Source organism: Buttiauxella noackiae ATCC 51607 (genome assembly GCF_001654865.1).
Lineage (GTDB): Bacteria > Pseudomonadota > Gammaproteobacteria > Enterobacterales > Enterobacteriaceae > Buttiauxella > Buttiauxella noackiae.
The window spans coordinates 94,553-118,761 of sequence record NZ_LXEO01000011.1; the positions used below are offsets into that span (position 1 = coordinate 94,553).

Genomic DNA, 24,209 nt, shown 5'->3' on the forward strand with positions numbered 1-24,209 from the left:
GGGTACAAATGGAAGCAAACGCAAACGATAACTCATAACTCTTTTACCCTTTAGCATTCGAGTTGCAGCCAACCCACTGCTGCTTGAAGAATGATGGGTATACAACGTCAGGCAGGGTCGGAAAGTCAATGATCCCACAAATTTCTCAGGCACCAGGTCTTGTTCAATTGGTGCTCAATTTTTTGCAGGCACTGGAACAACAAGGTTTTACCGGCGATACCGCCACCAGCTACGCTGACAGGTTAACTATGGCTACTGACAACAGTATTTATCAACTGTTGCCAGATGCGGTGTTATTCCCTCGTTCTACGGCCGATGTGGCATTACTTGCCAGACTGGCTTCTGAAGAACGCTTCAAAACTCTGGTCTTTACACCACGTGGTGGCGGCACCGGCACTAACGGTCAGTCTTTGAATAAAGGCATCGTTGTCGACATGTCACGCTATATGAATCGCATCATTGAAATTAACCCCGAGCAGGGTTGGGTGCGAGTCGAAGCGGGCGTGATTAAAGATCAGCTCAACCAATATTTGAAACCTTACGGTTATTTCTTCGCGCCGGAACTTTCCACCAGTAACCGCGCAACACTCGGTGGGATGATTAATACCGATGCATCAGGGCAAGGTTCGTTGGTTTACGGCAAAACGTCTGACCACGTTATGGGCGTTCGTGCTGTGTTGTTGGGGGGAGATATTCTCGACACGCACCCAATGGCGACAATGCTTGCTGAAGAAATGGGGCGCGATGAAAGCCCAACCGGCAGGATTTATAACACGGTTCTTGAGCGTTGCCGCGAACAACGCCAGTTGATTATCGACAAATTCCCGAAACTTAACCGCTTCCTGACCGGCTACGATCTGCGACACGTTTTCAACGACGACCTTTCGCAGTTCGACCTGACGCGCATTCTTTGTGGTTCAGAAGGTACCCTGGCGTTTATCACTGAGGCGAAACTGGATATCACGCGCCTGCCAAAAGTGCGCCGCCTGGTGAATATCAAGTATGACTCCTTCGACTCTGCGCTTCGCAACGCACCGTTTATGGTAGAAGCCCGTGCGCTCTCCGTCGAAACTGTCGATTCAAAAGTCCTGAACCTGGCGCGTGAGGATATTATCTGGCATTCGGTCAGCGAATTAATCACCGATGTTCCTGGCAAAGAGATGCTGGGCCTGAACATTGTGGAGTTTGCGGGGGATGACCTGGAACTCATCGAAGGCCAGGTTGCTTCACTATGCGAGCGTCTTGACTCGCTGATTTCACAAGGTGAAGGCGGCGTTATCGGCTGGCAGGTTTGTACTGAGCTTGCCGGCATCGAGCGCATTTATAACATGCGCAAAAAAGCCGTTGGCCTGCTCGGTAACGCAAAAGGGCAGGCCAAACCTATCCCGTTTGCGGAAGATACCTGCGTGCCGCCGCATCATCTGGCCGATTACATCTCTGAGTTCCGCGCTTTGCTTGATAGCCATAACCTGAGTTACGGCATGTTTGGGCACGTTGACGCGGGCGTTTTACATGTGCGCCCGGCGCTGGATATGACCGATCCGCATCAGGAAGTGCTGATGAAGCGCATTTCTGACGATGTGGTTGCGCTCACTGCGAAATATGGCGGTTTGTTGTGGGGCGAACATGGTAAAGGCTTCCGCGCCGAATACAGTCCAGCATTCTTTGGCGAAACGTTATATGAAGAACTGCGTCGCATTAAAGCGGTATTCGACCCCGATAACCGCCTGAACCCTGGCAAAATCTGCCCGCCGTTAGGTGTGGATGACCCCATGATGCAGGTTGATGCGGTGAAGCGCGGCACGTTTGACCGCCAAATTCCGATTGCGGTGCGCACATCCTGGCGCGGAGCGATGGAGTGTAACGGTAACGGCTTGTGCTTTAACTTCGATGTGAAAAGCCCTATGTGCCCATCGATGAAAATCACCAGCAACCGTATTCACTCCCCGAAAGGCCGTGCGACGCTAACGCGAGAATGGCTGCGCCTGCTGGCGGATCGTGGCGTTGACCCGGACGCGCTGGAAAAACAGCTACCTGAGAAACGCGCCAGTTTACGTACGCTTATCGAACGTAGCCGTAACTCCTGGCATGCCCGCAAAGGCGAGTACGATTTCTCCCATGAAGTGAAAGAGGCGATGTCCGGTTGTCTGGCGTGTAAAGCTTGTTCCACGCAATGCCCGATAAAAATCGACGTGCCGGAATTCCGCTCGCGCTTCTTACAGCTCTATCACACGCGTTATTTGCGCCCGATGCGCGACCACCTTGTGGCCACCGTCGAAAGCTACGCGCCGCTGATGGCTCGTGCGCCGAAAACCTTTAACTTCTTTATGAGCCAGCCGTGGGTGCGCAATCTTTCTGCCAAACATATCGGCATGATCGATCTACCAATGCTTTCAACGCCATCGTTGCAGCAGCAGTTAGTAGGGCACACTTCAGCAAACACCACGCTTGAACAGCTTGAAAGTTACAGCGCTGAGAAACGTGCCAAAACGGTGCTGGTGGTGCAGGATCCGTTCACCAGTTACTACGATGCGCAGGTGGTGGCTGATTTTGTGCGCCTGGTCGAGAAGCTTGGGCTGGAACCAGTAGTTCTGCCATTTTCACCAAACGGTAAAGCTCAGCATATCAAAGGTTTTCTGCAAAAATTCGCCCGTACCGCGCGTAAAACTTCTGAGTTCCTGAACCGTATTGCAAAACTGGGAATGCCAATGGTCGGCGTCGATCCGGCGCTGGTGCTCTGTTACCGCGATGAATACAAACAAACGCTGGGTGAGGAACGGGGTGACTTCCACGTGCAACTGGTTCACGAATGGCTGCCTGCTGTGTTGGAAAAACGTGAAATGACAAGCGTAGGTGGGGAGTCGTGGTATCTGTTTGGCCACTGTACAGAAGTCACCGCGCTGCCGACGGCACCGAACCAGTGGGCAGCGATATTTGCCCGCCTGGGCGCAAAACTGGAAAACGTCAGCGTCGGCTGTTGCGGCATGGCGGGAACCTACGGGCATGAAGTGAAAAACCATGCGAACTCGCTTGGGATTTACGAGCTTTCATGGCACCAGGCAATGCAGCGCCTGCCACGCCAACGCTGCCTGGCAACCGGATATTCTTGCCGTAGCCAGGTAAAACGTGTGGAAGGCAACGGTGTTCGCCATCCGCTACAGGCGCTACTGGAGATTCTGGGATGATCTGGCGACGTGAAGTAAATCTGGATGCGCTCAATAAAATGGGCGCCGAGAATATGGTGGCGCATGTGGGTATTGTTTTTACCCGCATTGACGATAACGAGCTGGAAGCCATCATGCCGGTTGATCACCGCACCCGTCAGCCGTTTGGTCTGCTGCACGGCGGAGCGTCCGTTGTACTTGCGGAAACGCTTGGCTCGGTGGCGGGTTATTTGTGTACCGAAGGCGAGCAGAAAATTGTCGGGCTTGAAGTCAACGCCAACCATCTGCGATCCGCGCGAGAAGGCATCGTGCGCGGAGTGTGTAAGGCAGTGCATGTTGGCCGTCGCCATCAGGTGTGGCAAATCGAAATAAGCGACGAGCAGGGGCGGCTTTGCTGCACATCGCGTTTAACAACCGCGGTAGTGTGATAAATAGCCTTCCCAGGAATTATTCGAAAATAAATAATAATGGCGGTGGGATATTATCCCGCCGCATTTTATTTACATCCTGAAATGAATAACCGTGCTTTTCTGTATTTATTGAGTGATCTACTTCACCTTTCCCCATTAGTTGCCGAAATTTGTTATTCCCTTTTGCGATTTATTGTCAGCATGGAGGTAATTCTTCAGGAGGCGCAATGGAAAAGGAACGCATTATTCAGGAATTTGTTCCTGGAAAACAGGTAACACTGGCACATTTAATTGCCCATCCAGGCGAAGAACTGGCAAAGAAAATAGGTGTGCCAGGCGCTGAAGCAATTGGCATTATGACGCTGACTCCCGGTGAAACGGCGATGATAGCGGGGGATCTCGCCACAAAATCCGCCAGCGTACAAATAGGTTTTCTGGACAGATTTAGCGGCGCGTTAGTGGTTTACGGCTCAGTAGGTTCGGTAGAAGAAGCATTACAACAAACGATAACCGGCCTTAGCAACATTCTCAGTTATACCGTCTGTACGCTGACGCGGAGTTAGTCAAATGAAACGCATCGTTTTTGTTGGCACCGTAGGCGCAGGTAAAACAACATTATTTAATGCATTGCAGGGAAATTATTCACTGGCTCGAAAAACGCAAGCGGTTGAATTTAGCGATGTGGGAAACATTGATACGCCAGGGGAATTTTTTAGCCATCCGCGTTTATATTCTGCATTAATTAATACCCTGGTCGATGCGGAATTATTGATATATGTCCACGCTGCCAATGAACCGCAATGCCGTATTCCTGCAGGGTTGTTGGATATTTATCCTCGCCTGACACGCGTTGCGGTAATAAACAAAATTGATTTGCCCGAAGCAAATATTGCGCAGACGCAGGCGATGTTAATTGATGCAGGGTTTACGCCGCCAATATTTGCACTGAACAGCCTGGATGCTGTAAGCGTCAGGCAACTTGAGGATTATCTGGCTGAAGAGTGTGGCCGGGAGGAACCTGTTCAATGAAAAAACTCATTACGGCTAATGATGTGCGTGAAGCGGATGGCAACGGTCATAAAACAATTTCTTTTGTGCTCAAAGAATCTATCGTCACTCCGGAAGCCCGTGTTGTTGCCGAGCAACTGGGGATAGCGTTAGTGGAAGAAGGGGCGAACCAAACGGTCGCAGACAATACACCGCCGCGTTCTGAACGCCAGCGTATTCGTGAAGAGATCATCTCTCAGTTGCCGGAAGGCCAATTTACTGAAACCCTGGTGGCGCAGCTTATTGAAAAGGTTGAGCAAGAGCAGAAAACGCGCGCCGCCGGTGGAATGCAACCCAGTTTTCGGGCTGTAACCGGCAAGGGCGGCATCAAAGTCATTGATGGCAGTTCGGTGAAGTTTGGCCGTTTTGAAGGTGCTCAAGAACCTTGCGTTGGATTAACCGATCTCGTGACGGGAGCAGATGGCAGCAGCATGGCCGCTGGTTTTATGCAGTGGGAAAATGGTTTTTTCCCCTGGACCCTGAATTACGACGAAATCGATATGGTGCTGGAAGGGGAGTTACATATTCGCCACGAAGGCGAAACGCTTATCGGGAAAGCAGGCGATGTGATGTTTATCCCGAAAGGCTCCAGTATTGAATTTGGCACCACTAGCCACGTTCGTTTTCTGTATGTCGCCTGGCCTGCCAATTGGCAGGAATGTTGAGACGGGGCGCTTATGAGCACCTTCATCACCGAAGACTGGCTGCGGGCAAACCACACTCTCAGCGAAGGGAGCGAAATTCGCCTTCCTGCTGACAGTCGTATGACGCCATCTGCCCGTGAGTTGATCGACGCTCGCCATTTACTGGTGAAATTTCAGGATGAGGACGGGCGGCTGTTTGTTGAAGCTCAAGAACAGTTGCAGCCGGTACATGGCTTGACAAGCGAGTCTGTGGCTTCGGTCGCGCATTGCGAGCTTTGCCTGCAACAAGTGAAAGAAAAACCAGACACCCTGACGCATCTTAATGCGCAAGTATTTGTGGCGAAAAATGATCCTCGGCTGGCGTTTCGCGCCAGCCTGGATAGTTCGATTGCTACAGCGGTATGGCTGCAAACCGAATTTGATAAAACAGTAGCACTTTGGCTGGCGGATATTCGCTCGTTGCTCGGCAACATTATGCGTGCTGATGCACTGGAACAGGCGCTGGCAGAACAACAAATCTTTGGTTTATCGGCTGATGATTTACACCGTTTATCGCATCAACCGCTGAAATACCTTGGGCACGATCATCTGGTTCCTGATGCGGCTCATGGGCGTGATGTTGCGCTGTTAAATCTGCTGCGCACCAAAATTCGTGAAACAGAAATCTGTGCTGCAACGGTGTTTATTGGCGCGGATTACCACGTACAAAAAGCCGATTTATTGCAAGCGCTAAACCGGCTTTCTAGCGCGGTTTATGTACTGATGATCCTGTGTCTGAAAAAAGAGTGGCCAAATGCGGATGCGCTGCAACGGCGGCTGGCAGGAGGCAAACATGCTGCTTGATCGCTGTCGTCGCCAGGCGCAAAGCCAGCCTAAGCGTATCGTCTTTCCGGATGCGCAAGATGCCCGCGTAATTGAAGCGGCGCATTACCTGCAACACCACGCTCTGGCGCAGCCCATTCTGTTGGCCAATCCGTTTGCCTTACGCCATTTTGCCCTTGCTGCTGGATTACCGCTCGACGGGTTACACATCATTGACCCGGCAGCGTCACTTGACTGGCAGGCACAGTTTTACCAGCAGCTTGTGCAGCGTCTGGGCGATAAAACCCCGGATGACGCAGTAGAACGCTTGCGCGATCCAATCTGGTTTGCGGCGGCGATGGTTCAGGCAGGTAAAGCTGATGTGTGTATCGCCGGAAATATCTCCTCTACCGCTGCTGTTTTACGCGCGGGATTGAAAGTCATCGGCCTGCGACCCGGGGTAAAAACGCTCTCTTCGCTGTTCTTGATGTTACCGCAAGAAGGTGAGCGGATCCTTGGATTTGCTGATTGTAGTGTGGTGCCACAACCCACCGCCGCACAGCTTGCTGATATTGCTATCAGCAGCGCAGAAAGCTGGCAGGCCATCACAGGGCAATCCGCTTGCGTCGCCATGCTGTCATTTTCAACTAATGGGAGCGCCAGGCATCCTTGTGTTGCCAGTGTCCAACAGGCGACAGACATGGTACGTGAACGTGCTCCAGATCTCTGTGTGGATGGCGAGCTGCAATTTGATGCTGCGTTTGTTCCCCAGGTCGCGGCGCAAAAAGCGCCAGAAAGTGTGCTGGGAGGGCAGGCGAATGTATTCGTTTTCCCGTCGCTGGAGGCGGGCAATATTGGCTACAAAATTGCACAACGCCTGGGAGGATTTCGTGCTCTTGGCCCATTGATTCAGGGATTGAACGCACCTTTACACGATCTTTCTCGTGGCTGCAGTACGCGTGAAATTATTGAGCTGGTGTTGGTTGCTCAAACGACCCTCATCCCATCTCTTTCCCTGAGGGAAAGGGAGCAAACAGTCGAACTCTTGACGTAAGGGAGAGGGCGATTATCGAACCCGCATGAAAACAGATTTTTAACCGAGTGAGAGGAATAAATCATGGAAGCACTAGGACTTATCGAAACCAGAGGTTTGGTTGCAGTGATTGAAGCATCGGATGCGATGGTTAAAGCCGCACGCGTCAAACTGGTTGGCGTGAAGCAAATCGGCGGCGGGCTGGTAACCGCAATGGTTCGCGGTGATGTGGCGGCCTGTAAAGCTGCAACGGATGCCGGGGCCGCTGCAGCCCAGCGTATTGGCGAATTGGTGTCTGTTCACGTTATCCCGCGTCCACATGGCGATTTGGAAGAAGTCTTCCCGATTGGCCTGGGTAGCGACAAAACCATCGATTGATAATCGGTGACGTCATCCCCGGACGTCACCTTTCTTTAACTCGATTAACGGGCAGCCTGGGCTGTACCTGAATGTTGTCCGGAGGCGAGCATGAAGCTGGGAATGGTCATTGGTCAAATCGTTTGCACAGTCCGCCACAGCGGGCTTGAGCACGACAAATTGTTGATGGTGGAAATGATTAACCGCCAGGGTGAACCGAGCGGCGAGTGTGCAGTAGCCACCGACAGCATTGGTGCCGGGAACGGCGAATGGGTGCTGTTGGTGGGGGGCAGTTCCGCCCGCCAGGCACACCACAGTGAAGCCTCTCCGGTCGACATGTGCGTGATAGGCATCGTCGATGAAGTGGTCATGGATAGAGAGATAATCTTCCATAAATAGTGAGGGTTAAGCGACATGGATCGGCAACAAATTGAGCAAGTGGTGAAAGCCGTGCTGGCAGGTATGGCCGCTAATGCGACCTCAGAACCCGTCACAAAACCTTGCAGCGTAGGTGTATTTTCCTCCCTGGATGATGCGTTTCAGGCAGCCGTTACAGCACAAAAATCTTTAACCAGCGTGGCGATGCGCCAGAAAGTAGTTGCGGCAATCCGCTTCGCAGGTGAACAACATGCGCAGGCGCTTGCAGAAATGGCTGTGGCTGAAACTGGAATGGGCCGGGTTATAGACAAATGCGCTAAGAATATTGCTCAGGCGCGCGGTACGCCAGGCGTCGAGTGCCTGACACCTCAAGTGTTAACTGGCGATAACGGTCTGACACTCATCGAAAACGCCCCGTGGGGTGTGGTGGCCTCTGTTACACCATCCACCAACCCGGCGGCAACCGTCATCAATAATGCCATCAGTATGATCTCCGCAGGAAATAGCGTGGTATTTGCGCCCCATCCGGCAGCAAAAAAAGTCTCGCAGCAAACCATTACCTGGCTTAACGAAGCGATTGTGGCAGCTGGCGGGCCGGCGAACTTATTGGTGACGGTTCTGAATCCAGATATCGAAACCGCACAGCGTTTATTTAAATATCCCGGAATTGGCTTGCTGGTGGTCACTGGTGGCGAAGCCGTTGTGGATGCTGCGCGAAAACATACTAACAAACGTTTGATTGCCGCGGGTGCCGGTAATCCGCCAGTGGTGGTGGACGAAACCGCCGATATTCCTCGTGCAGCAAGAGCCATCGTGAATGGTGCTTCGTTCGATAACAACATTATCTGTGCTGACGAAAAAGTGCTGATCGTAGTGGAAAGCGTAGCTGATGCTTTGCTGGAAGAAATGCAGCGCAACCACGCGGTTTTGCTCAACGATGAGCAGGCTGAAAAGCTGTTACCCATTTTGTTGAAAAATGTTGATGAGCAGGGAAAAGGGCAAGTTTGCCGAGATTGGGTTGGGCGTGATGCCGCCAAAATCGCTGCGACTATTGGTCTTAACGTAGCGCCTGAAACTCGCCTGTTGCTGGTACAAACCACGGCGCGCCATCCCTTTGCTGTAACAGAAATGATGATGCCAGTATTGCCGGTGATCCGCGTGGCTAACGTGACAGAAGGTATTTCTCTGGCTGTGAAACTGGAAGGCGGATGTCACCACACGGCGGCCATGCATTCGCGCAATATCGATAATATGAACGCCATGGCGAATGCCATCGACACCAGTATTTTTGTCAAAAATGGATCTTGTATTGCCGGTCTGGGGCTGGGGGGCGAAGGCTGGACTTCCATGACCATCACCACACCAACGGGCGAAGGTGTGACATCGGCCAGAACCTTTGTGCGCCTGCGTCGTTGCGTACTGGTCGACGGTTTCCGCATCGTTTAAGGAGAGTAGTCAATGGCTCGCACGGAACAGACCTGGCTCAATGAACGTTTATGTAACGCGTCTTTGTTGTGCAATGGGCAACCCAATGTGGCGCAACAACCGCTGTGGCTGGGTATCGATCTTGGCACATGCGATGTGGTGTCGTTGGTTGTTGACAGCGACTGCCAACCCGTTGCCGTTTGCCTCGACTGGGCCGATGTGGTGCGTGACGGCGTGGTATGGGATTTCTTCGGTGCGGTACAAATTGTGCGCCTCCACCTCGACCGACTCGAGCAGCAGTTAGGTTTTCGTTTTAGCCATGCCGCAACGTCATTCCCTCCCGGCACCGACCCGCGAATTTCAGTCAATGTGCTGGAATCTGCGGGGCTGGAAGTCAGCCGTGTGCTGGATGAACCGACAGCCGTTGCCGATATGCTGCAACTGGACAAAGCGGCGGTGGTGGATATTGGCGGTGGTACAACGGGCATTGCGGTGGTTGTACAAGGGCGCGTGATTTACTCCGGCGATGAAGCCACTGGCGGGCACCATATCTCCCTCACGCTTGCGGGTAATCAGTGTATTGCACTGGAAGACGCTGAACAGATGAAGCGTTGCGGCGATGCCAGTCTCTGGCCGGTGGTTCGTCCGGTGTACGAAAAAATGGCAGACATTGTCGCTCGCCATATTGAAGGCTACGACGTTGAACAGCTTTGGTTGGCGGGTGGCTCTTGTATGCAGCCCGGTGTGGAAGGGCTTTTCCGTCAGCATTTCCCTGAAAAAACCGTAATGCTGCCGCCGCACTCTATTTTCATGACGCCGCTGGCAATCGCCGTTTGCGGTATGACACAAACGGAGGGCGCACATGCACAGTGAACAAATGCAATCCGCGCTATATCAGGCGCTGGACATGATGAACGCCCGTAATGTGCATGAATTTGCTGTACCGCCCACCACCTTTATGGGGCCGGGTGCAGTGGCACGCTGTGGTGAGGCGTTACGTGAGCGCGGCATTCAACACCCTTTGGTGATGGTTGATGGCATGTTGCATCGTGCCGGAATGACGGATGTTCTGGAACGTAATCTGAAGCACAGCGGCATCGCATATGAAATCTGGTCTTGCCCACCGGGCGAACCAATTGACAGCGACATCGGTGCCGCGGTTGAACAAATTAGCCGTTGTCAGTGCGACGGCATCGTCGCGCTGGGTGGTGGTTCGGTTCTGGATGCCGCAAAAGTGGTGGCGGTGATTGCCACCAATCCTGCGTTGGCCCTCGACAATTTAGTAGCCGGAACGGCATTAAATCGCCGCCTGCCATTTATCGCGATCCCCACCACATCAGGCACAGGTTCGGAAGCGACCAATGTAGCGGTGATTATCGCGGCAAACACGCACCGTAAACAGGTGCTGGTTCATGCCATGTTAATCCCGGACTTAGCGATCATTGATGCGTGTCTGACGCTGGGTGTTCCGCCGCATATTACCGCCGCCACGGGAATTGATGCTTTAACCCATGCCATTGAAGCTTATGTGGCAAGCAATGGCACGCCGTTGACGCGCGGACTTGCGTTTCGCGCCATCCACAGTATCGGGCAGGCATTACCGCAGGCGGTCGGGCAGGGGCAAAACCTGGAGGCTCGCGAAGCCATGATGCTCGCGTCTTACATGGCGGGAATGGCTTTTTCTAACGCGGGTCTTGGTTTGTGTCATGCCACTGCACACCAGATTGGTGCGGCCTATGGCATTCCCCATGGCAAGGCTAACGCCATCATGCTTCCTTCGGTGATGAAGTTTAACCAGCTGGTTTGTAAAAGCGCCTATGGCGAAATAGGCCACGCACTGACGGGTAAATCGTGTACGGCAAGCGAAACAATCGCTTTCGTAGAACACTTTATTAATGAACTTGAACCAGGCATTGGATTACGCGCCGCAGGTGGTTGCGAAACCGACTTTGCCAATTTTGCCCGCGCGGCGTTGAGCGACATTTGCATTACCACCAATCCACGCACTGTGACGGAAGCCCAGATTATTACGCTGTATCAGGACGCCTGAACGGATATCACACCCGCTTGCTTGCAGGCGATGAAGGAGAAGGGAAATGGGTATTAACGACATTATCATGTACATCATGATAATTTTTATGCTGATTGCCGCCGTTGACCGCATTTTTACTCAGTTTGGCGGCTCAGAAAAAATCCTTGGTTTTATCGGTCTTGGCAAACTTGGGAAAAGTATCTCCGGTTCAGGTGGCCAGTTTGAAGAAGGTTTTATGGCTATGGGAGCGCTGGGATTAGCGATGGTCGGGATGACGGCGCTGGCACCGGTTCTGGCTTATTTGCTCGGCCCCGTGATTATCCCGGTCTATGAAATGCTTGGTGCCAACCCGTCGATGTTTGCCGGAACCTTACTCGCCTGCGATATGGGCGGTTTTTTCCTCGCTAAAGAACTGGCTGGAGGCGATGTTGCCGCCTGGCTTTACTCTGGGCTTATCCTCGGTTCCATGATGGGGCCAACCATCGTGTTTTCGATCCCCGTAGCGCTGGGGATTATCGAACCTTCTGACCGTCGTTATCTGGCGTTGGGCGTGCTGGCGGGAATTGTCACGATCCCTATTGGTTGTATTGCGGGCGGCCTGGTGGCGATGTATTCCGGCGTGGAAGTAAATGGGCAGCCGATTGAATTTACCATAAGCCTGATTCTGCTCAACATGATCCCGGTGTTGATTGTCGCGGTTCTGGTGGCGCTTGGGCTGAAATTCATCCCGGAAAAAATGATTAACGGTTTTCAGATCTTCGCCAAAATTCTTGTTGCGATTATTACCGTTGGCCTTGCCGCCGCGGTGGTGAAATTCCTCGTGGGCTGGACGATTATCCCCGGACTTGATCCTATCTTTATGAGTGAAGGGGACAAACCCGGCGAAGTGATGCGCGCCATTGAAGTGATTGGCTCAATTTCTTGTGTACTGCTTGGCGCATATCCGATGGTGCTGCTGCTCACTCGCTGGTTTGATAAACCGTTAATGCGTGTCGGCAATTTACTGAAAATCAATAATATTGCTGCGGGCGGCATGGTGGCAACACTGGCTAACAATATCCCGATGTACGGCATGATGAAGAACATGGATGCGCGCGGCAAAGTCATCAACTGTGCTTTCGCAGTGTCAGCGGCTTTCGCTCTCGGCGACCATCTGGGCTTCGCTGCGGCCAATATGTCACCGATGATCTTCCCGATGATTGTCGGCAAGCTTGTCGGGGGTGTCACGGCGATAGGTGTTGCGATGATGCTGGTGCCGAAAGAAGAAAGCACCCAGGTTATGGCTGAATCTGTGGAGGCGCAATCGTGAAAATTCGCGAACTGCTTAGCGTTGGCATTGACGTCGGAACCACCACTACACAGGTGATTTTCTCCTGTCTGGCATTGGTGAACCGGGCTGCTATTTCGCAGGTGCCGCGCTATGAGTTCGTGAAACGTGAAATTACCTGGCAAAGCCCGGTCTTTTTTACTCCAGTGGACGTCGATGGGCATTTGCGCGAAGCCGAGCTGTTAAGCCTGATTCTCGCGCAGTATCAGGCTGCAGGTATCGCCCCTGAATCCATTGATTCAGGGGCGATTATTATTACCGGTGAAACGGCCAAAACTCGCAACGCAAGACCCGCGGTAATGGCACTTTCCCAACAGCTTGGTGATTTTGTTGTTGCCACCGCAGGACCACATCTTGAATCAGTTATTGCAGGTTATGGCTCCGGCGCACAGGCGTTATCCCTGCGCCAGTTAAATCGGGTCATTAATATTGATATCGGTGGTGGCACGGCGAATTACGTGCTGTTTGAAGGTGGCAAGGTGGTGGCTTCGGCCTGCCTGAATGTGGGTGGACGACTGTTTGAAACCGATACCCATGGCTACGTTACGTTTATTCATCGACCAGGGCAGTTGATTGCTGACGAGCTGTTTGGTGAAGGCAAACATACGCTGCCCCCCGAGCAGCTTGAAATTGTTGCAGACCGTATGGCGCAACTGCTTTACGAAGTGATCACTGGCGAAATTTCACCGCTGGCCCAGCGTCTGTTAATGACGGATGCGCTGCCGGTGGGTAAGCCTGCTGATGTGATTACGCTTTCTGGTGGGGTGGGAGAATGCTATCGCCAGCCGCCAGAAACCCCGTTTGGCTTCGGTGATATTGGCCCGCTTCTGGCCCAGGCGATCCATCGCCATGCCGGATTTACCACGCTGCCGCTGCGAGTCCCCGAACAAACTGTACGCGCCACCGTAATTGGTGCTGGTGCGCACACGCTCTCGCTTTCAGGTAGCACCATCTGGATCGATGAGCTGTCGTTGCCATTACGCAATATTCCTGTAGTTCATGCCTTAGAAAATGATGATCTGGCGCAGGGCTGGCAGCAGGGGCTTGGGCTGATGGATCTTAATCCGACGCAAGATTGCTACGCGCTAGCGGTGCCTCCCGAATATTCAACCAGCTACGCGACCGTACAACAAATCATTAATACGTTGAAAATTTTCATCCAACACTTTCCCAGTGTGCAGCCGCTGATTGTCGTGGCAGAGCAAGATTTGGGTAAAGCGCTGGGGATGCTGCTTTATCCACAAATGGGGCAGCGAAAAGTGGCGGTGATCGACGAAGTGGTCACCCGTACTGGCGATTACATCGACATTGGTTTGCCGTTGTTTGACGGATCGGTTGTCCCGGTAACTATCAAATCACTCGCCTTTCCTTCCTGAGGGATCGACACAATGAAACTAAAAACCACGCTGTTTGGGCAAGTTTATCAGTTCAAGGATGTTAAAGAAGTACTGGCGAAAGCCAATGAATTACGCTCCGGCGATGTGTTGGCTGGTGTTGCCGCACATAGTTCGCAGGAGCGTGTGGCGGCTAAACAAGTGCTGTCTGAAATGACGGTTGCCGATATCCGCATGAATCCCGTTATCGCTTATGAAGATGACTGTGTGACGCGAATTATTCAGGATGATATCAACGAAACGTCCTATGCGCGGATTAAAAACTGGAGCATTAGCGAGCTACGCGAGTACATCCTCAGTGATGAAACCAGCGTCGATGATATTGCCTTTTTGCGTAAAGGCATTAGCTCTGAAGTTGTAGCGGCAGTCGCTAAAATTTGTTCCAACGCGGACTTAGTCTACGGTGGCAAGAAAATGCCAGTGATTAAAAAAGCCAATACTACCATTGGCTTACCGGGCACCTTCAGCGCCCGTTTGCAGCCGAACGACACGCGCGACGATGTACGTAGTATTGAAGCGCAAATTTATGAAGGGTTGTGCTTCGGCGTGGGCGATGCGGTTATTGGCGTGAATCCGGTAACAGATGATGTGGGTAACCTGACCCGTGTTCTCGATACCATCTATAGCGTCATCGACAAGTATTCTATTCCGACGCAAGGCTGCGTACTGGCTCACGTCACCACGCAAATTGAAGCCATCAAACGCGGCGCACCCGGCGGACTTATCTTCCAGAGTATTTGTGGCAGCGAGAAGGGGCTTAAAGAGTTTGGCGTTGAGCTTGCGATGCTGGACGAAGCCCGTGCTGTGGGGGCTGAGTTTAATCGTATCGCCGGAGAAAACTGCCTGTACTTCGAAACCGGGCAGGGATCGGCATTGTCTGCCGGGGCTCATTTTGGCGCAGATCAGGTCACCATGGAAGCGCGAAACTACGGCCTGGCTCGCCATTACGACCCTTTCATCGTGAATACCGTGGTGGGGTTCATCGGACCGGAATATCTCTATAACGATCGCCAAATTATCCGCGCAGGTCTGGAAGACCACTTTATGGGCAAACTCAGCGGCATTTCTATGGGCTGCGATTGTTGCTACACCAACCACGCCGATGCGGACCAAAACCTAAATGAAAACCTGATGATCCTGCTGGCGACCGCCGGGTGTAACTACATCATGGGTATGCCGCTTGGCGACGACATCATGCTCAATTATCAGACCACGGCATTTCATGACACGGTCACCGTGCGCCAGTTATTGAATCTGCGACCGTCACCGGAGTTTGAAGCCTGGCTGGAAACAATGGGGCTGATGGCTAATGGTCGTTTAACGTCACGTGCGGGCGACCCGTCGCTGTTCTTCTGAAATCATCAGGGAAATCATCATGGATCAAAAACAGATTGAAGAAATTGTACGCAGCATTCTGGCCAATATGGAAAAACCAGCAATCGCAGTACAACCCACGGTTGCGGTCTCTCCTGTCATGCCAACCGTACCTCAAATTACAGAAGAGAGTTGTAGCGTCGATTTAGGCTCTAATGAAGCCAAAATGTGGATTGGTGTGCAGAATCCGCATCGCGCCGATGTGCTTGAGGAATTACGCCGCAGCACGGTTGCTCGCGTTTGCACCGGGCGTGCTGGGCCGCGTCCTCGCACTCAGGCTTTGCTGCGCTTTTTGGCTGACCATTCACGTTCGAAAGATACCGTTCTCAAAGAAGTGCCTGCCGAATGGGTGCAGCAGCAGGGATTACTGGAGCTGCAATCAGAAATCAGCGACAAAAATCTCTACCTCACTCGCCCGGATTTGGGGCGTCGCCTGAGTGCTAACTCCATCGAATTACTGCGTACCAGCTGCAAACAGAACCCGGACGTTCAGGTTGTCATTTCTGACGGCCTTTCAACCGATGCGATCACCGCCAACTACGGTGAGATTTTACCCCCACTGCTGCAAGGGCTGGAGCAATCAGGGCTGCATGTCGGCACTCCGTTCTTTGTGCGCTACGGGCGCGTGAAGATTGAAGACCAAATCGGTGAGTTGTTGGATGCGAAGGTCGTGATTTTGCTGGTGGGCGAACGTCCAGGGCTTGGGCAATCAGAAAGTCTTTCGTGTTACGCGGTGTACTCGCCAAAAACTGCTACTACGGTAGAAGCTGACCGCACCTGTATCTCAAATATTCACCAGGGTGGCACTCCGCCAGTAGAAGCGGCTGCCGTGATTGTTGATCTTGCAAAACGAATGCTGGCGCAAAAAGCGTCGGGCATCAATTTGAGTCGTTAAAGGGAGCGTTACCATGCCAACTTTAGATTTGATTAAACCGAATGTGAAAGCGATGCGGGTTATCGCAAACATTAGCGAAGGATTCGCCCGCGAACTGAAATTGCCTTCCCATATTCGCAGTCTGGGTTTGATTACCGCCGATTCTGATGATGTCACTTATATCGCCGCTGACGAAGCCACTAAACAGGCACAAGTTGAAGTGGTCTTTGGGCGTTCGTTATATGCGGGGGCGGCACATGGCCCGTCACCTACGGCTGGAGAAGTGCTGATTATGCTGGGCGGGCCAAACCCTGCGGAAGTGCGAGCGGGTCTGGATTCAATGTTGGCAACTATCGAGCAAGGCCCAGCTTTTCAGTGGGCTAACGACGCAGAAGACACGGCATTTTTGGCGCATTTGATCTCTCGCACGGGGTCGTATCTTTCTACAACAGCCGGGATTTTGCTGGGTGACCCAATGGCTTATGTGGTTGCGCCCCCGCTGGAAGCGACATTTGGCATTGATGCTGCGTTGAAATCTGCCGATGTACGTATCGTGACTTATGTGCCACCACCATCGGAAACCAACTACTCGGCAGCATTCCTGACGGGCAGCCAGGCCGCGTGTAAAGCTGCGTGCAATGCTTTTAGTGACGCCGTGCTTGATATCGCGCGTAATCCTATTCAGCGTGCATAGGGGGTAAATGATGAACTCTCTCGGGTTGCTCGAAGTGTACGGCCTTGTGGCGGGGATTGACGCGGCAGATGCCATGCTAAAGGCTGCGAATGTGCGCTTATTAAACCACGAAGTATTGAATCCTGGAATGGTGACGCTGGTTGTTGAAGGAGATCTCGCCGCGTGTCGTGCTGCCCTGGATGCGGGGGCAGCCGCTGCAACTCGCACCGGGCGTGTCATTAGCCGCAAGGAACTGGGCCGCCCCGATGAAGACATTGAACGGTTGGTTTGCAGTTTTGGCCGCAAGCTTTCGGGCGTCAAAACGCAGGCATCACAAGCGTTGCTTGAGGTATTACAAACACAGGGCCACGGCATGACAGCAGGTGAAGTTGCTGCACATTTTAACTGGTCGATTGAAGAAGCCAGAACACAACTTGAGGCTTTATTTCATGACGGGAAACTGCGCAAGCGTAGCAGCCGTTATCGTCTGAAATCTGAGTAGTGACGCAAGGAGCCGCATATGAGTAAGAAAATGAATGCTGACTTACATCATCTGCGTAAAACTGAGTATACGCGGGACGAAAAGGTGACGCCTCTGATTGAAGAAGAGAGCGTCCATCAGCGCGTGACAAAAGATGTCTATGAACATGCTTGTACCATTACGGCGTGGCAACAACTCTACGATCAGCTTCAGCCCGGGCACTTTCAGGGGGAACTGACTGAGATGTTGTTTGATGACATCCAAATGTTCCGGGAGTACACCAACCTTGCGTTGCGCCAATCATGTATGGTGTGGCCGAATGCTTTTTGGTTTGGCATTCCGGCCATAAATGCTGATAAAGGGTTTATCGGAACTCAATTGTTGGGAAAAGAAGAGATCGCGGCCCGCCCTGGTGGAACTGAGTTTGAACTCAGTACGCCAGATGAATACACCATTCTTGGTGTGGTGATTGCCAACGATGTGTTATTTAGCAATGCAGGGCTGTTTCATCAACCCGAAACTTTGTTTGATCTTTTGCAAAATAACTCGGCGCTGGATGTATGCCAGAAGAAAAAAGAAGCAATATGGTCCTTTATCAATCAAGCGCTTGCGTATGGTAGCCACTCCCCTGAATGTATGCGTAACGAAAACGTGCGTCGGGTGCTTACGCATAATTTGCTGTCGGGTATGAGTGAACTGCTTGAAAGCGCTCAACCGGTAGCTTCTGAGTTGATGTCTCGTAAAATTAGCTATCAGCGCCTGGTGTCACAGGCGCGCGACTGCGTGCTAAGCCGCACATCGGAACCGGTAACGGTTCTTGAACTGTGTAATGAACTACACGTTAGCCGCCGCACCTTACAAAATGGTTTTCACGCCGTGCTGGGCATCGGTCCAAATGCCTGGCTTAAAACACTCCGCTTAAATGCAGTACGCCGGGAATTGATAAGCCCATGGTCAACCTGGGACACTGTGAAAGATGCCGCGATGCATTGGGGCTTCTGGCATCTCGGACAGTTCGCTACCGATTATCAACGCTTATTCCTTGAAAAACCTTCTGAGACGTTACATTTACGCGGACGTGAATGGCAGTGAAAGAGCGCGGTTATTTTATTACATTGCCACCAGCTCATTAATCATTGCGGATTATGTTCGTGCATCCGTAATATCTTCAACGATGAGCCCGAAGGAATGCTACGATTTTTCTCCAGGATCTGAATCAGAGATTGTGCATCCGATTTTTGCTAACGTCAGCAAAATTAATGACAACAGGAGGTCGTATGCGTCAACGAGTTATCGTCTGCCCAATCATTGAAAATAATGGCGAGGTGTTGCTGTGTAAGATGGCGAACGATCGCGGGGTTTTTCCTGGACAATGGGCGTTATCAGGCGGTGGAATGGAGCCGGGTGAACAAATGGAAGAGGCGCTGCGACGAGAAATTTGTGAGGAGCTGGGCGCAGAACTTCAGATAAGCAGCATTAAGCCGTGGACCTTTGCCGACGATGTGCGAGTGAAGACGTACGCGGATGGTTCAAAAGAAGAAATTTACATGATTTATCTGCTATTTGACTGCGTGAGCGCTAACCGCCATGTCACGTTTAACGAAGAGTTTCAGGAAGTCGCCTGGGTTAAACCTGCTGAACTTGGCAACTACGATTTGAACGAAGCGACCAAAATCACCTTTAGTAAAAAAGGGTGGATCTGAATCCTGCTTAACCTCTCCCCATAATAAGGAACGCGATGCTAAGAGCTCTCATCTGGCTGATTCTCACCGCGCTGTCTGGTGGCGGCGTGGTTGTCTATGCCCTGTATCAGCAGTATCAAGAACAAAGCGCGGAGTTCCGTATTTTGTATCGCGATATCACGGTTAAGCTTGCGCAAAACGATGTCATTCTCGCGCTACTTTCGAACAGTAGCGACCCCGCTGTGGTGCAGCATAAATTCCCCTATATTTTGCGCTGGCAAACTCAGCCTCATGACCCTCCGCGCCCGGATATTAATCCCGCACGTGCCGGCACTTATTGGATAAATTCACCTCAGGGTTCGTTACTGATTGATTTGCCAACGCTGCTTACTGATTTTGCGCATACACAGAAATTTCATCACTTTAGTCTGAGCTGGCAGGGAGTTGCACTTCTCACTCAAGGAGCGGAAGGGCATGATGATTGGTGGCGCTGGGAAAAACAGATAATCAGCCCATCGCAACCCCTTAATCTGGTGGTAACGAATAATCCAGACTGGCGAAATTTACCCTGGTTAGTTCTGCTGTTAATGGGGGTTTTCTGGGCAATAGCTATCTATTTATATAATCAGTATCAGATGACGAAACGCCAGCGCAATATCGCTGATTTGCGCGCCCACTTTTCAGAGCTCGCACGGCTTAATGCGATGGGGGAAATTGCTGCGGGTATGATGCATGAGCTGAATCAACCGCTTACGGCCATTTTGAGCTATTCGCAAACTGCGCAGCGCCTTATCGCACAACAGCAGGCTGAAAAAGCCCAGCCGCTGCTGGAAGCCTCGGTTATACAAACTAAGCGTATTAGCGCATTGCTGTTGGAGTTTCGGGAGAAATTGCACAGTGATGAACAAACATTACAACCGGTAGATTTGCACAACACTTGGGAGAGGGTGGCGGTGCTTTTGGGTAATGAGATTGAACGTGGAAAAGTCACGGTAATAAACCAAATCCCTGAATCATTCCCCCCATTTATGGCATCACCACTCGGTATTGAGCAGATATTCCATAACCTGCTCAATAACGCCATTCAGGCGCAGCAGCAGACGGACAAAGCCTGGGTGGCAATCAATGCTCGCCAAACCGGGAATGACATCGTGTTAACAGTCACTGACGGTGGACCTGGTTTGACCGAACAGGCCTTAGAACAGGTATTTATGCCTTTCTTTACCACCCGTAAAGATGGACTTGGGTTGGGCATGGCGTTGACCGAAACGCTAGTGCAGCGCCTGAACGGCAGTATTCAGGCGGAAAATAGCCCCAACGGCGGTGCATGCTTTACCCTGACTTTCCCTCTCACACAACAGGAGGCGTGATGGCGCAACGTATCTATCTTATTGATGACGATGAAGCGATACGTTTTTCGTTAACGGCACTGCTCGCTACTATGGGGTGGGAAACACTTTCCTTTGAGAGTGTACACAGTTTTCAGGCATCACATCCTGACCAGGCCGCTCTTAACGGCTGTTTATTGCTGGATATTCGTATGCCCGGAAAGTCAGGCATCACACTGCTTGAGAACTGGGAGCAAATGGGCTGCACTTTGCCGGTTATCATGATGACCGGACATGGCAGTATCGATCTCTGCCGTCGTGCATTTAAAAATGGTGCGTTTGAATTTTTGACAAAACCCATTGATGCCGACCTGTTGATTGAAACGGTGAGTGCTGCACTTGAGCAACAAAAACAGAACCAACAACAGCGTAAAAATCAGGCCGAGTTGCAGGCCAAACTGGCGACGCTTTCTGCCCGTGAGCAAGAGGTGATGGTGCTTATCATGCAGGGAAAATCAAACAAAGAGATGGCTCGTGATCTATCGTTGTCGCCACGAACCGTGGAGGCGCATCGCGCAAGTTTGTTTGCGCGGCTAGAAATCAACTCGTTGGCGAAGTTAATAAAAATCTACGGCGGGCTGAAAGGCACTACGTAAAATTACCTGGTTTGCCTGGTATTCATCCGAATGGTTTTGCGCAACTGAGATCGCTACCTTAACTCTCGTTAGTTAATCACAATCGAGTTGAGGGAAGAAACCATGAAAAAATCCATCCTGTTAGCCGCTGCTCTGTTCAGCACTGCCGCGGCAATGCCTGCATTTGCAAGCAATGTTCTGAACGAAAAAAATCTCTCTCTCGAGTTTGCAGATAAACTCGCACAGAGCGCTATTCAGGCCTGTAGTGCCAAAAACTACAATGTCGCGGTAACTGTTGTTGACCGTGCCGGTGTTGTGAAAATCGTTAAACGTATGGATAACGCTGGTCCACACACCGTTGAAGCCAGCCGCATGAAGGCCTATACCGCGCTGACCACCAAAAATACCACCGGCGATGTTATGAAGAGTGCACAGGATAATGCCGGTGCGCAGAATATGCGCGATATCCCTGGTTTCTTATTATTGGGCGGCGGGATACCGGTGAAAGTGGATAATCAAACCATCGGCGCTATTGGGATTGGCGGTGCGCCGGGCGGCCATTTGGATCAGCAATGTGCGGTTGACGCACTTGAAGCAAATAAGGCTGCTCTTAACGCTTCCTGATAAAGGTTTTCGTGACGTTGCAGGTGTATTTCGACCGGCAGCGTCACGGACAAAAAGAGTCGTGAAAACATCCCCCCTTTGCCCATGTTGAAATTTTTTGTCAAAATAATGTATTCAGCGTCAAATACTTTGCGTATTACACGGACGTTTTTTATACATTGATGGGAAATAAGGGAGCTAAAATGAAGTATATATTCACGCTTATATTGAGTCTGACATTATCCGGATGCACAGCGAGTGATTGGGTAGATGCTGCTGGTGGAATAATGCAGGCTACTGATAAAAATGAAAAAGACGCAAGAGATAAGCGCATTAAAGCGGCTAACAAAGCTGCAGGTTATTAAGATTTAAACAAATTGTAAAAGCGGATTAAGCAATTCCTCTTCTGGCTGTATTGAGTAAGAAGAGGAATGCTGATGATGTTAATGGCATCTGAATAACTGATTATTTTTCGCACAAGCGTTCAAGCTTGAAGCACTCCGCACCCTTATATAAGCACTCATCATAAATACGATAACCCAGATATTCAGCTACGCGAATTGAGGCCGGGTGATGTTTCACAATAAGGCAAACGGTTTTGGGGGGCGAAAATGAATCAACATACCAATGGTGTGCGGCTTCGGCAGCTTCCTTTGCAATCCCTCGGCCCTGGGCTGCGCGTGAAATAACCCATGATGCTTCGGCGCAGTTATCAAACTCTTCATCAATACCTCGGTGAAAATTAGCCAGCCCCGTTTCCCCTAAAAAAGCACCATCAGATTTTTGGAAGATGGAAAATATCCCGAATCCAAACGTTGACCAGTGCCCGATATTTCTCAAAATACGATTCCATCCTTCTTCCGGTGTAAATCCAGGAGAATTTGTTACCTGGAAAATTTGTGGGTCAGCATACATCGGATACCACACGCCAAAATCTGCGATGGCCTGAGGACGTAAAATTAATCTTTCGGTTTCAATATTTGTCATCAATTTATCTTTTATCGAAATTCTGAGTAAAGGGCTGAAAGTGTAACTTCCAGCCTGGAGTCAACTTACTCAGCAGCCGTTTCGCCAGGTTTACTTCTCAGAGTATCAAGATCAATGTCAGCATCGTTTGTTTCCAGCAGCTGCGTTAACAAAAGAAGATTATTGAATTCATTTAAAAGTATCTCAGCGTCACTCTTCAGGGGAGTATCAGCCGCATCCAAAGCAGCATTGATTGCCTTTCTGACGTTTTCAAGCATTTCATTCATACCGCCATTTTTGCCAATGGTCAGTAACAGTGCCCCTATAAGCAAAGACTGAGCTTCGACTTTTGCCGCCAGTTGCTTGGCTTCAGCATCCATTTTTGAAATTTTTGCTATCACACCCAGTATTAAGTTTTTCATGAAAGCTCCTTTTTAGTCAGATAAGCCCTTAACAACATAAGGGTGAGGTTTGTTTGATGAAAATGAAAATAGCCTAAGTTGTGACTGCGCACCACTTCCGGATTGAACAAGCATCTATTTTGAGCCAACGGTGTATACAATTTTCATATCTTCATCACCCAACAGGCTCACAATGAACGAATGATTAGTGCCAAGAGATAGTGACCAACAAACGCAAGTGTGTTCTGATTGGAATGGATCGTGTTCTCTTATTTATGCTTAAACTAAGCCATTTCCGCCAGTTGTAGCCATCGTAAGCATCCATGCGAAAAGTCAGTTGATATGCTGCAGGTTCCCGGGACGATAATCAAAACAGCACTGCAGTTCGGGCGTTGGCCTATTAGTGTTGAGTCGGAAGAAGAGCGCTTTAGTCACACCGCTCGACAGATATGCTTATTGAATGAGCCCTCTCGACAGATATGCTTATTGAATGAGCCCTACTGGTGGGTTTACTATCCTGAATAGATCAGAACGATATTAATTCTATGTGAAATTATTTTAGGTGGATTTAAAAATTTATTTCAATCTAAATGCGAAAATTTGGATTCGTTACCATTTCCTGTTGGTGCGTTTTATGGAAGGGAACGTGAAGAACTCTAATTATGAAATTTATGGATTGAAATGATATTTTTTCCAAAAAATACCTAATCGAGGTTAGACCCTAAAACTTGAAAAGAGTAAATAATTTTCTTAAATATTATCCTCCCAAATCTTAAAATTTGATTGGTTGTTGTCGCCTTATCTTAACATGAACCATTAACCTAAGGATTGAAAATGAGTGACAACACGTGGGATGGAAATGTAGCTACATTGCCAAAGGATTATGTCCAGACTCTATTGGGGATGCTTGATAAGAACGATGTCCTTGCTGTGAGATTAGGTCTTACGGGGAAAGGTATCCGTCCTAACTATCAACTTATTCATATAGATAATTCTGTTACCGCTATGAATGGTGCAAATCATAAAAAATTCGAAAATGTTGAGGAGTTTGATATCTCGCGCATTTCGGAACCATTAACAAGGTGTGACATTACAAAAATGCTTCTTAACGGTTAAGGTAGTACTTATTTTGACCATTATTATTTTTAGCCTCGTATCGCGGGGCTTTTTTACATTCTGT

26 protein-coding genes and 1 pseudogene are annotated in these 24,209 nt (G+C 50.6%); 25 read left to right on the forward strand and 2 right to left on the reverse strand.

Translation table 11 applies throughout. The features are described from left to right. Nucleotides 1–128 precede the first annotated feature (128 nt). The 24 genes and pseudogenes from ydiJ (at nt 129) to M979_RS23500 (ending at nt 22,027) form a co-directional block, all read left to right on the forward strand. Nucleotides 129–3,185 carry a D-2-hydroxyglutarate dehydrogenase YdiJ gene (gene ydiJ / locus M979_RS04695; RefSeq protein ID WP_064553926.1) on the forward strand — a complete coding sequence of 1,019 codons (3,057 nt, stop codon included), beginning with the start codon at nt 129–131 and terminating at the stop codon, nt 3,183–3,185. Beyond that, a complete protein-coding gene (menI, locus tag M979_RS04700) occupies nt 3,182–3,592 on the forward strand; it encodes a 1,4-dihydroxy-2-naphthoyl-CoA hydrolase (RefSeq protein WP_034455950.1) in 411 nt (136 codons plus the stop codon). Before ydiJ ends, menI begins: the two co-directional genes overlap by 4 nt. Nucleotides 3,593–3,801: 209 nt before the next feature. Further along, complete coding sequence (gene eutS, locus M979_RS04705; protein WP_064553927.1) at nt 3,802–4,137, forward strand: ethanolamine utilization microcompartment protein EutS; 336 nt, start codon at nt 3,802–3,804, stop codon at nt 4,135–4,137. Nucleotides 4,138–4,141: 4 nt separating this feature from the next. After that, nucleotides 4,142–4,603, forward strand: coding sequence for a EutP/PduV family microcompartment system protein (gene eutP, locus M979_RS04710; protein ID WP_064553928.1), 462 nt, complete (start codon nt 4,142–4,144; stop codon nt 4,601–4,603). Beyond that, nucleotides 4,600–5,286, forward strand: a complete 687-nt coding sequence (gene eutQ / locus M979_RS04715) for an ethanolamine utilization acetate kinase EutQ (protein ID WP_064553929.1) — start codon at nt 4,600–4,602, stop codon at nt 5,284–5,286. Before eutP ends, eutQ begins: the two co-directional genes overlap by 4 nt. A gap of 12 nt (nt 5,287–5,298) precedes the next feature. Next, on the forward strand, nt 5,299–6,108 hold the full coding sequence (gene eutT, locus M979_RS04720) for an ethanolamine utilization cob(I)yrinic acid a,c-diamide adenosyltransferase EutT (RefSeq protein ID WP_064553930.1): 810 nt from the start codon (nt 5,299–5,301) through the stop codon (nt 6,106–6,108). Continuing rightward, entirely contained in the window at nt 6,098–7,120 is a 1,023-nt protein-coding gene (gene pta / locus M979_RS04725) for a phosphate acetyltransferase (RefSeq protein ID WP_034455944.1), read from the forward strand. The genes eutT and pta overlap by 11 nt, the downstream gene beginning before the upstream one ends. A 63-nt stretch (nt 7,121–7,183) precedes the next feature. Beyond that, nucleotides 7,184–7,477: an ethanolamine utilization microcompartment protein EutM gene (gene eutM, locus M979_RS04730; RefSeq protein ID WP_034455942.1), complete on the forward strand. Its 294-nt coding sequence runs from the start codon at nt 7,184–7,186 to the stop codon at nt 7,475–7,477. A 90-nt stretch (nt 7,478–7,567) separates the two neighbouring features. Further along, nucleotides 7,568–7,855, forward strand: a complete 288-nt coding sequence (eutN, locus tag M979_RS04735) for an ethanolamine utilization microcompartment protein EutN (RefSeq protein ID WP_034455941.1) — start codon at nt 7,568–7,570, stop codon at nt 7,853–7,855. Between the two features lie 15 nt (nt 7,856–7,870). Beyond that, complete coding sequence (locus M979_RS04740; RefSeq protein ID WP_064553931.1) at nt 7,871–9,280, forward strand: aldehyde dehydrogenase family protein; 1,410 nt, start codon at nt 7,871–7,873, stop codon at nt 9,278–9,280. A 12-nt stretch (nt 9,281–9,292) separates the two neighbouring features. Then, on the forward strand, nt 9,293–10,132 hold the full coding sequence (eutJ, locus tag M979_RS04745; RefSeq protein ID WP_064553932.1) for an ethanolamine utilization protein EutJ: 840 nt from the start codon (nt 9,293–9,295) through the stop codon (nt 10,130–10,132). Further along, entirely contained in the window at nt 10,122–11,309 is a 1,188-nt protein-coding gene (locus M979_RS04750) for an iron-containing alcohol dehydrogenase (RefSeq protein WP_064553933.1), read from the forward strand. The genes eutJ and M979_RS04750 overlap by 11 nt, the downstream gene beginning before the upstream one ends. A gap of 46 nt (nt 11,310–11,355) precedes the next feature. Next, complete coding sequence (gene eutH, locus M979_RS04755) at nt 11,356–12,600, forward strand: ethanolamine utilization protein EutH (protein WP_064553934.1); 1,245 nt, start codon at nt 11,356–11,358, stop codon at nt 12,598–12,600. Beyond that, nucleotides 12,597–13,994 carry an ethanolamine ammonia-lyase reactivating factor EutA gene (eutA, locus tag M979_RS04760; RefSeq protein WP_064553935.1) on the forward strand — a complete coding sequence of 466 codons (1,398 nt, stop codon included), beginning with the start codon at nt 12,597–12,599 and terminating at the stop codon, nt 13,992–13,994. The genes eutH and eutA overlap by 4 nt, the downstream gene beginning before the upstream one ends. Nucleotides 13,995–14,006: 12 nt before the next feature. Continuing rightward, on the forward strand, nt 14,007–15,368 hold the full coding sequence (locus tag M979_RS04765) for an ethanolamine ammonia-lyase subunit EutB (protein WP_064553936.1): 1,362 nt from the start codon (nt 14,007–14,009) through the stop codon (nt 15,366–15,368). Nucleotides 15,369–15,507: 139 nt separating this feature from the next. Continuing rightward, nucleotides 15,508–16,281: pseudogene (gene eutC, locus M979_RS04770) on the forward strand (ethanolamine ammonia-lyase subunit EutC); the annotation flags it as partial. 13 nt (nt 16,282–16,294) lie between these two features. After that, entirely contained in the window at nt 16,295–16,954 is a 660-nt protein-coding gene (gene eutL / locus M979_RS04775; protein WP_064553938.1) for an ethanolamine utilization microcompartment protein EutL, read from the forward strand. Between the two features lie 7 nt (nt 16,955–16,961). Beyond that, entirely contained in the window at nt 16,962–17,435 is a 474-nt protein-coding gene (eutK, locus tag M979_RS04780) for an ethanolamine utilization microcompartment protein EutK (protein WP_064553939.1), read from the forward strand. Nucleotides 17,436–17,453: 18 nt separating this feature from the next. Then, complete coding sequence (gene eutR / locus M979_RS04785; protein ID WP_064553940.1) at nt 17,454–18,506, forward strand: HTH-type transcriptional regulator EutR; 1,053 nt, start codon at nt 17,454–17,456, stop codon at nt 18,504–18,506. A 185-nt stretch (nt 18,507–18,691) separates the two neighbouring features. Beyond that, on the forward strand, nt 18,692–19,117 hold the full coding sequence (gene nudI, locus M979_RS04790) for a nucleoside triphosphatase NudI (protein ID WP_064553941.1): 426 nt from the start codon (nt 18,692–18,694) through the stop codon (nt 19,115–19,117). 35 nt (nt 19,118–19,152) lie between these two features. Next, nucleotides 19,153–20,466: a sensor histidine kinase gene (locus tag M979_RS04795; RefSeq protein ID WP_064553942.1), complete on the forward strand. Its 1,314-nt coding sequence runs from the start codon at nt 19,153–19,155 to the stop codon at nt 20,464–20,466. Further along, complete coding sequence (locus tag M979_RS04800) at nt 20,466–21,080, forward strand: response regulator transcription factor (protein ID WP_064553943.1); 615 nt, start codon at nt 20,466–20,468, stop codon at nt 21,078–21,080. The genes M979_RS04795 and M979_RS04800 overlap by 1 nt, the downstream gene beginning before the upstream one ends. A 102-nt stretch (nt 21,081–21,182) precedes the next feature. Further along, a complete protein-coding gene (locus M979_RS04805; protein WP_034455926.1) occupies nt 21,183–21,683 on the forward strand; it encodes a GlcG/HbpS family heme-binding protein in 501 nt (166 codons plus the stop codon). 182 nt (nt 21,684–21,865) lie between these two features. Next, nucleotides 21,866–22,027 carry a hypothetical protein gene (locus M979_RS23500; protein WP_167350265.1) on the forward strand — a complete coding sequence of 54 codons (162 nt, stop codon included), beginning with the start codon at nt 21,866–21,868 and terminating at the stop codon, nt 22,025–22,027. A 100-nt stretch (nt 22,028–22,127) separates the two neighbouring features. Here the strand turns inward: M979_RS23500 and M979_RS04810 are convergent, their stop codons facing one another. Together M979_RS04810 and iraP are read right to left on the reverse strand one after the other, a co-directional pair. Next, entirely contained in the window at nt 22,128–22,649 is a 522-nt protein-coding gene (locus tag M979_RS04810; RefSeq protein WP_064553944.1) for a GNAT family N-acetyltransferase, read from the reverse strand. A 65-nt stretch (nt 22,650–22,714) separates the two neighbouring features. Next, nucleotides 22,715–23,050, reverse strand: a complete 336-nt coding sequence (gene iraP, locus M979_RS04815; RefSeq protein WP_064553945.1) for an anti-adapter protein IraP — start codon at nt 23,048–23,050, stop codon at nt 22,715–22,717. An 813-nt stretch (nt 23,051–23,863) separates the two neighbouring features. Between iraP and M979_RS04820 the strand changes: the two genes are divergently transcribed. Continuing rightward, the gene (locus tag M979_RS04820) at nt 23,864–24,145 is read left to right on the forward strand and encodes a hypothetical protein (protein WP_064553946.1); all 282 of its coding nucleotides are present in this window, start codon (nt 23,864–23,866) and stop codon (nt 24,143–24,145) included. Nucleotides 24,146–24,209: the final 64 nt, after the last annotated feature.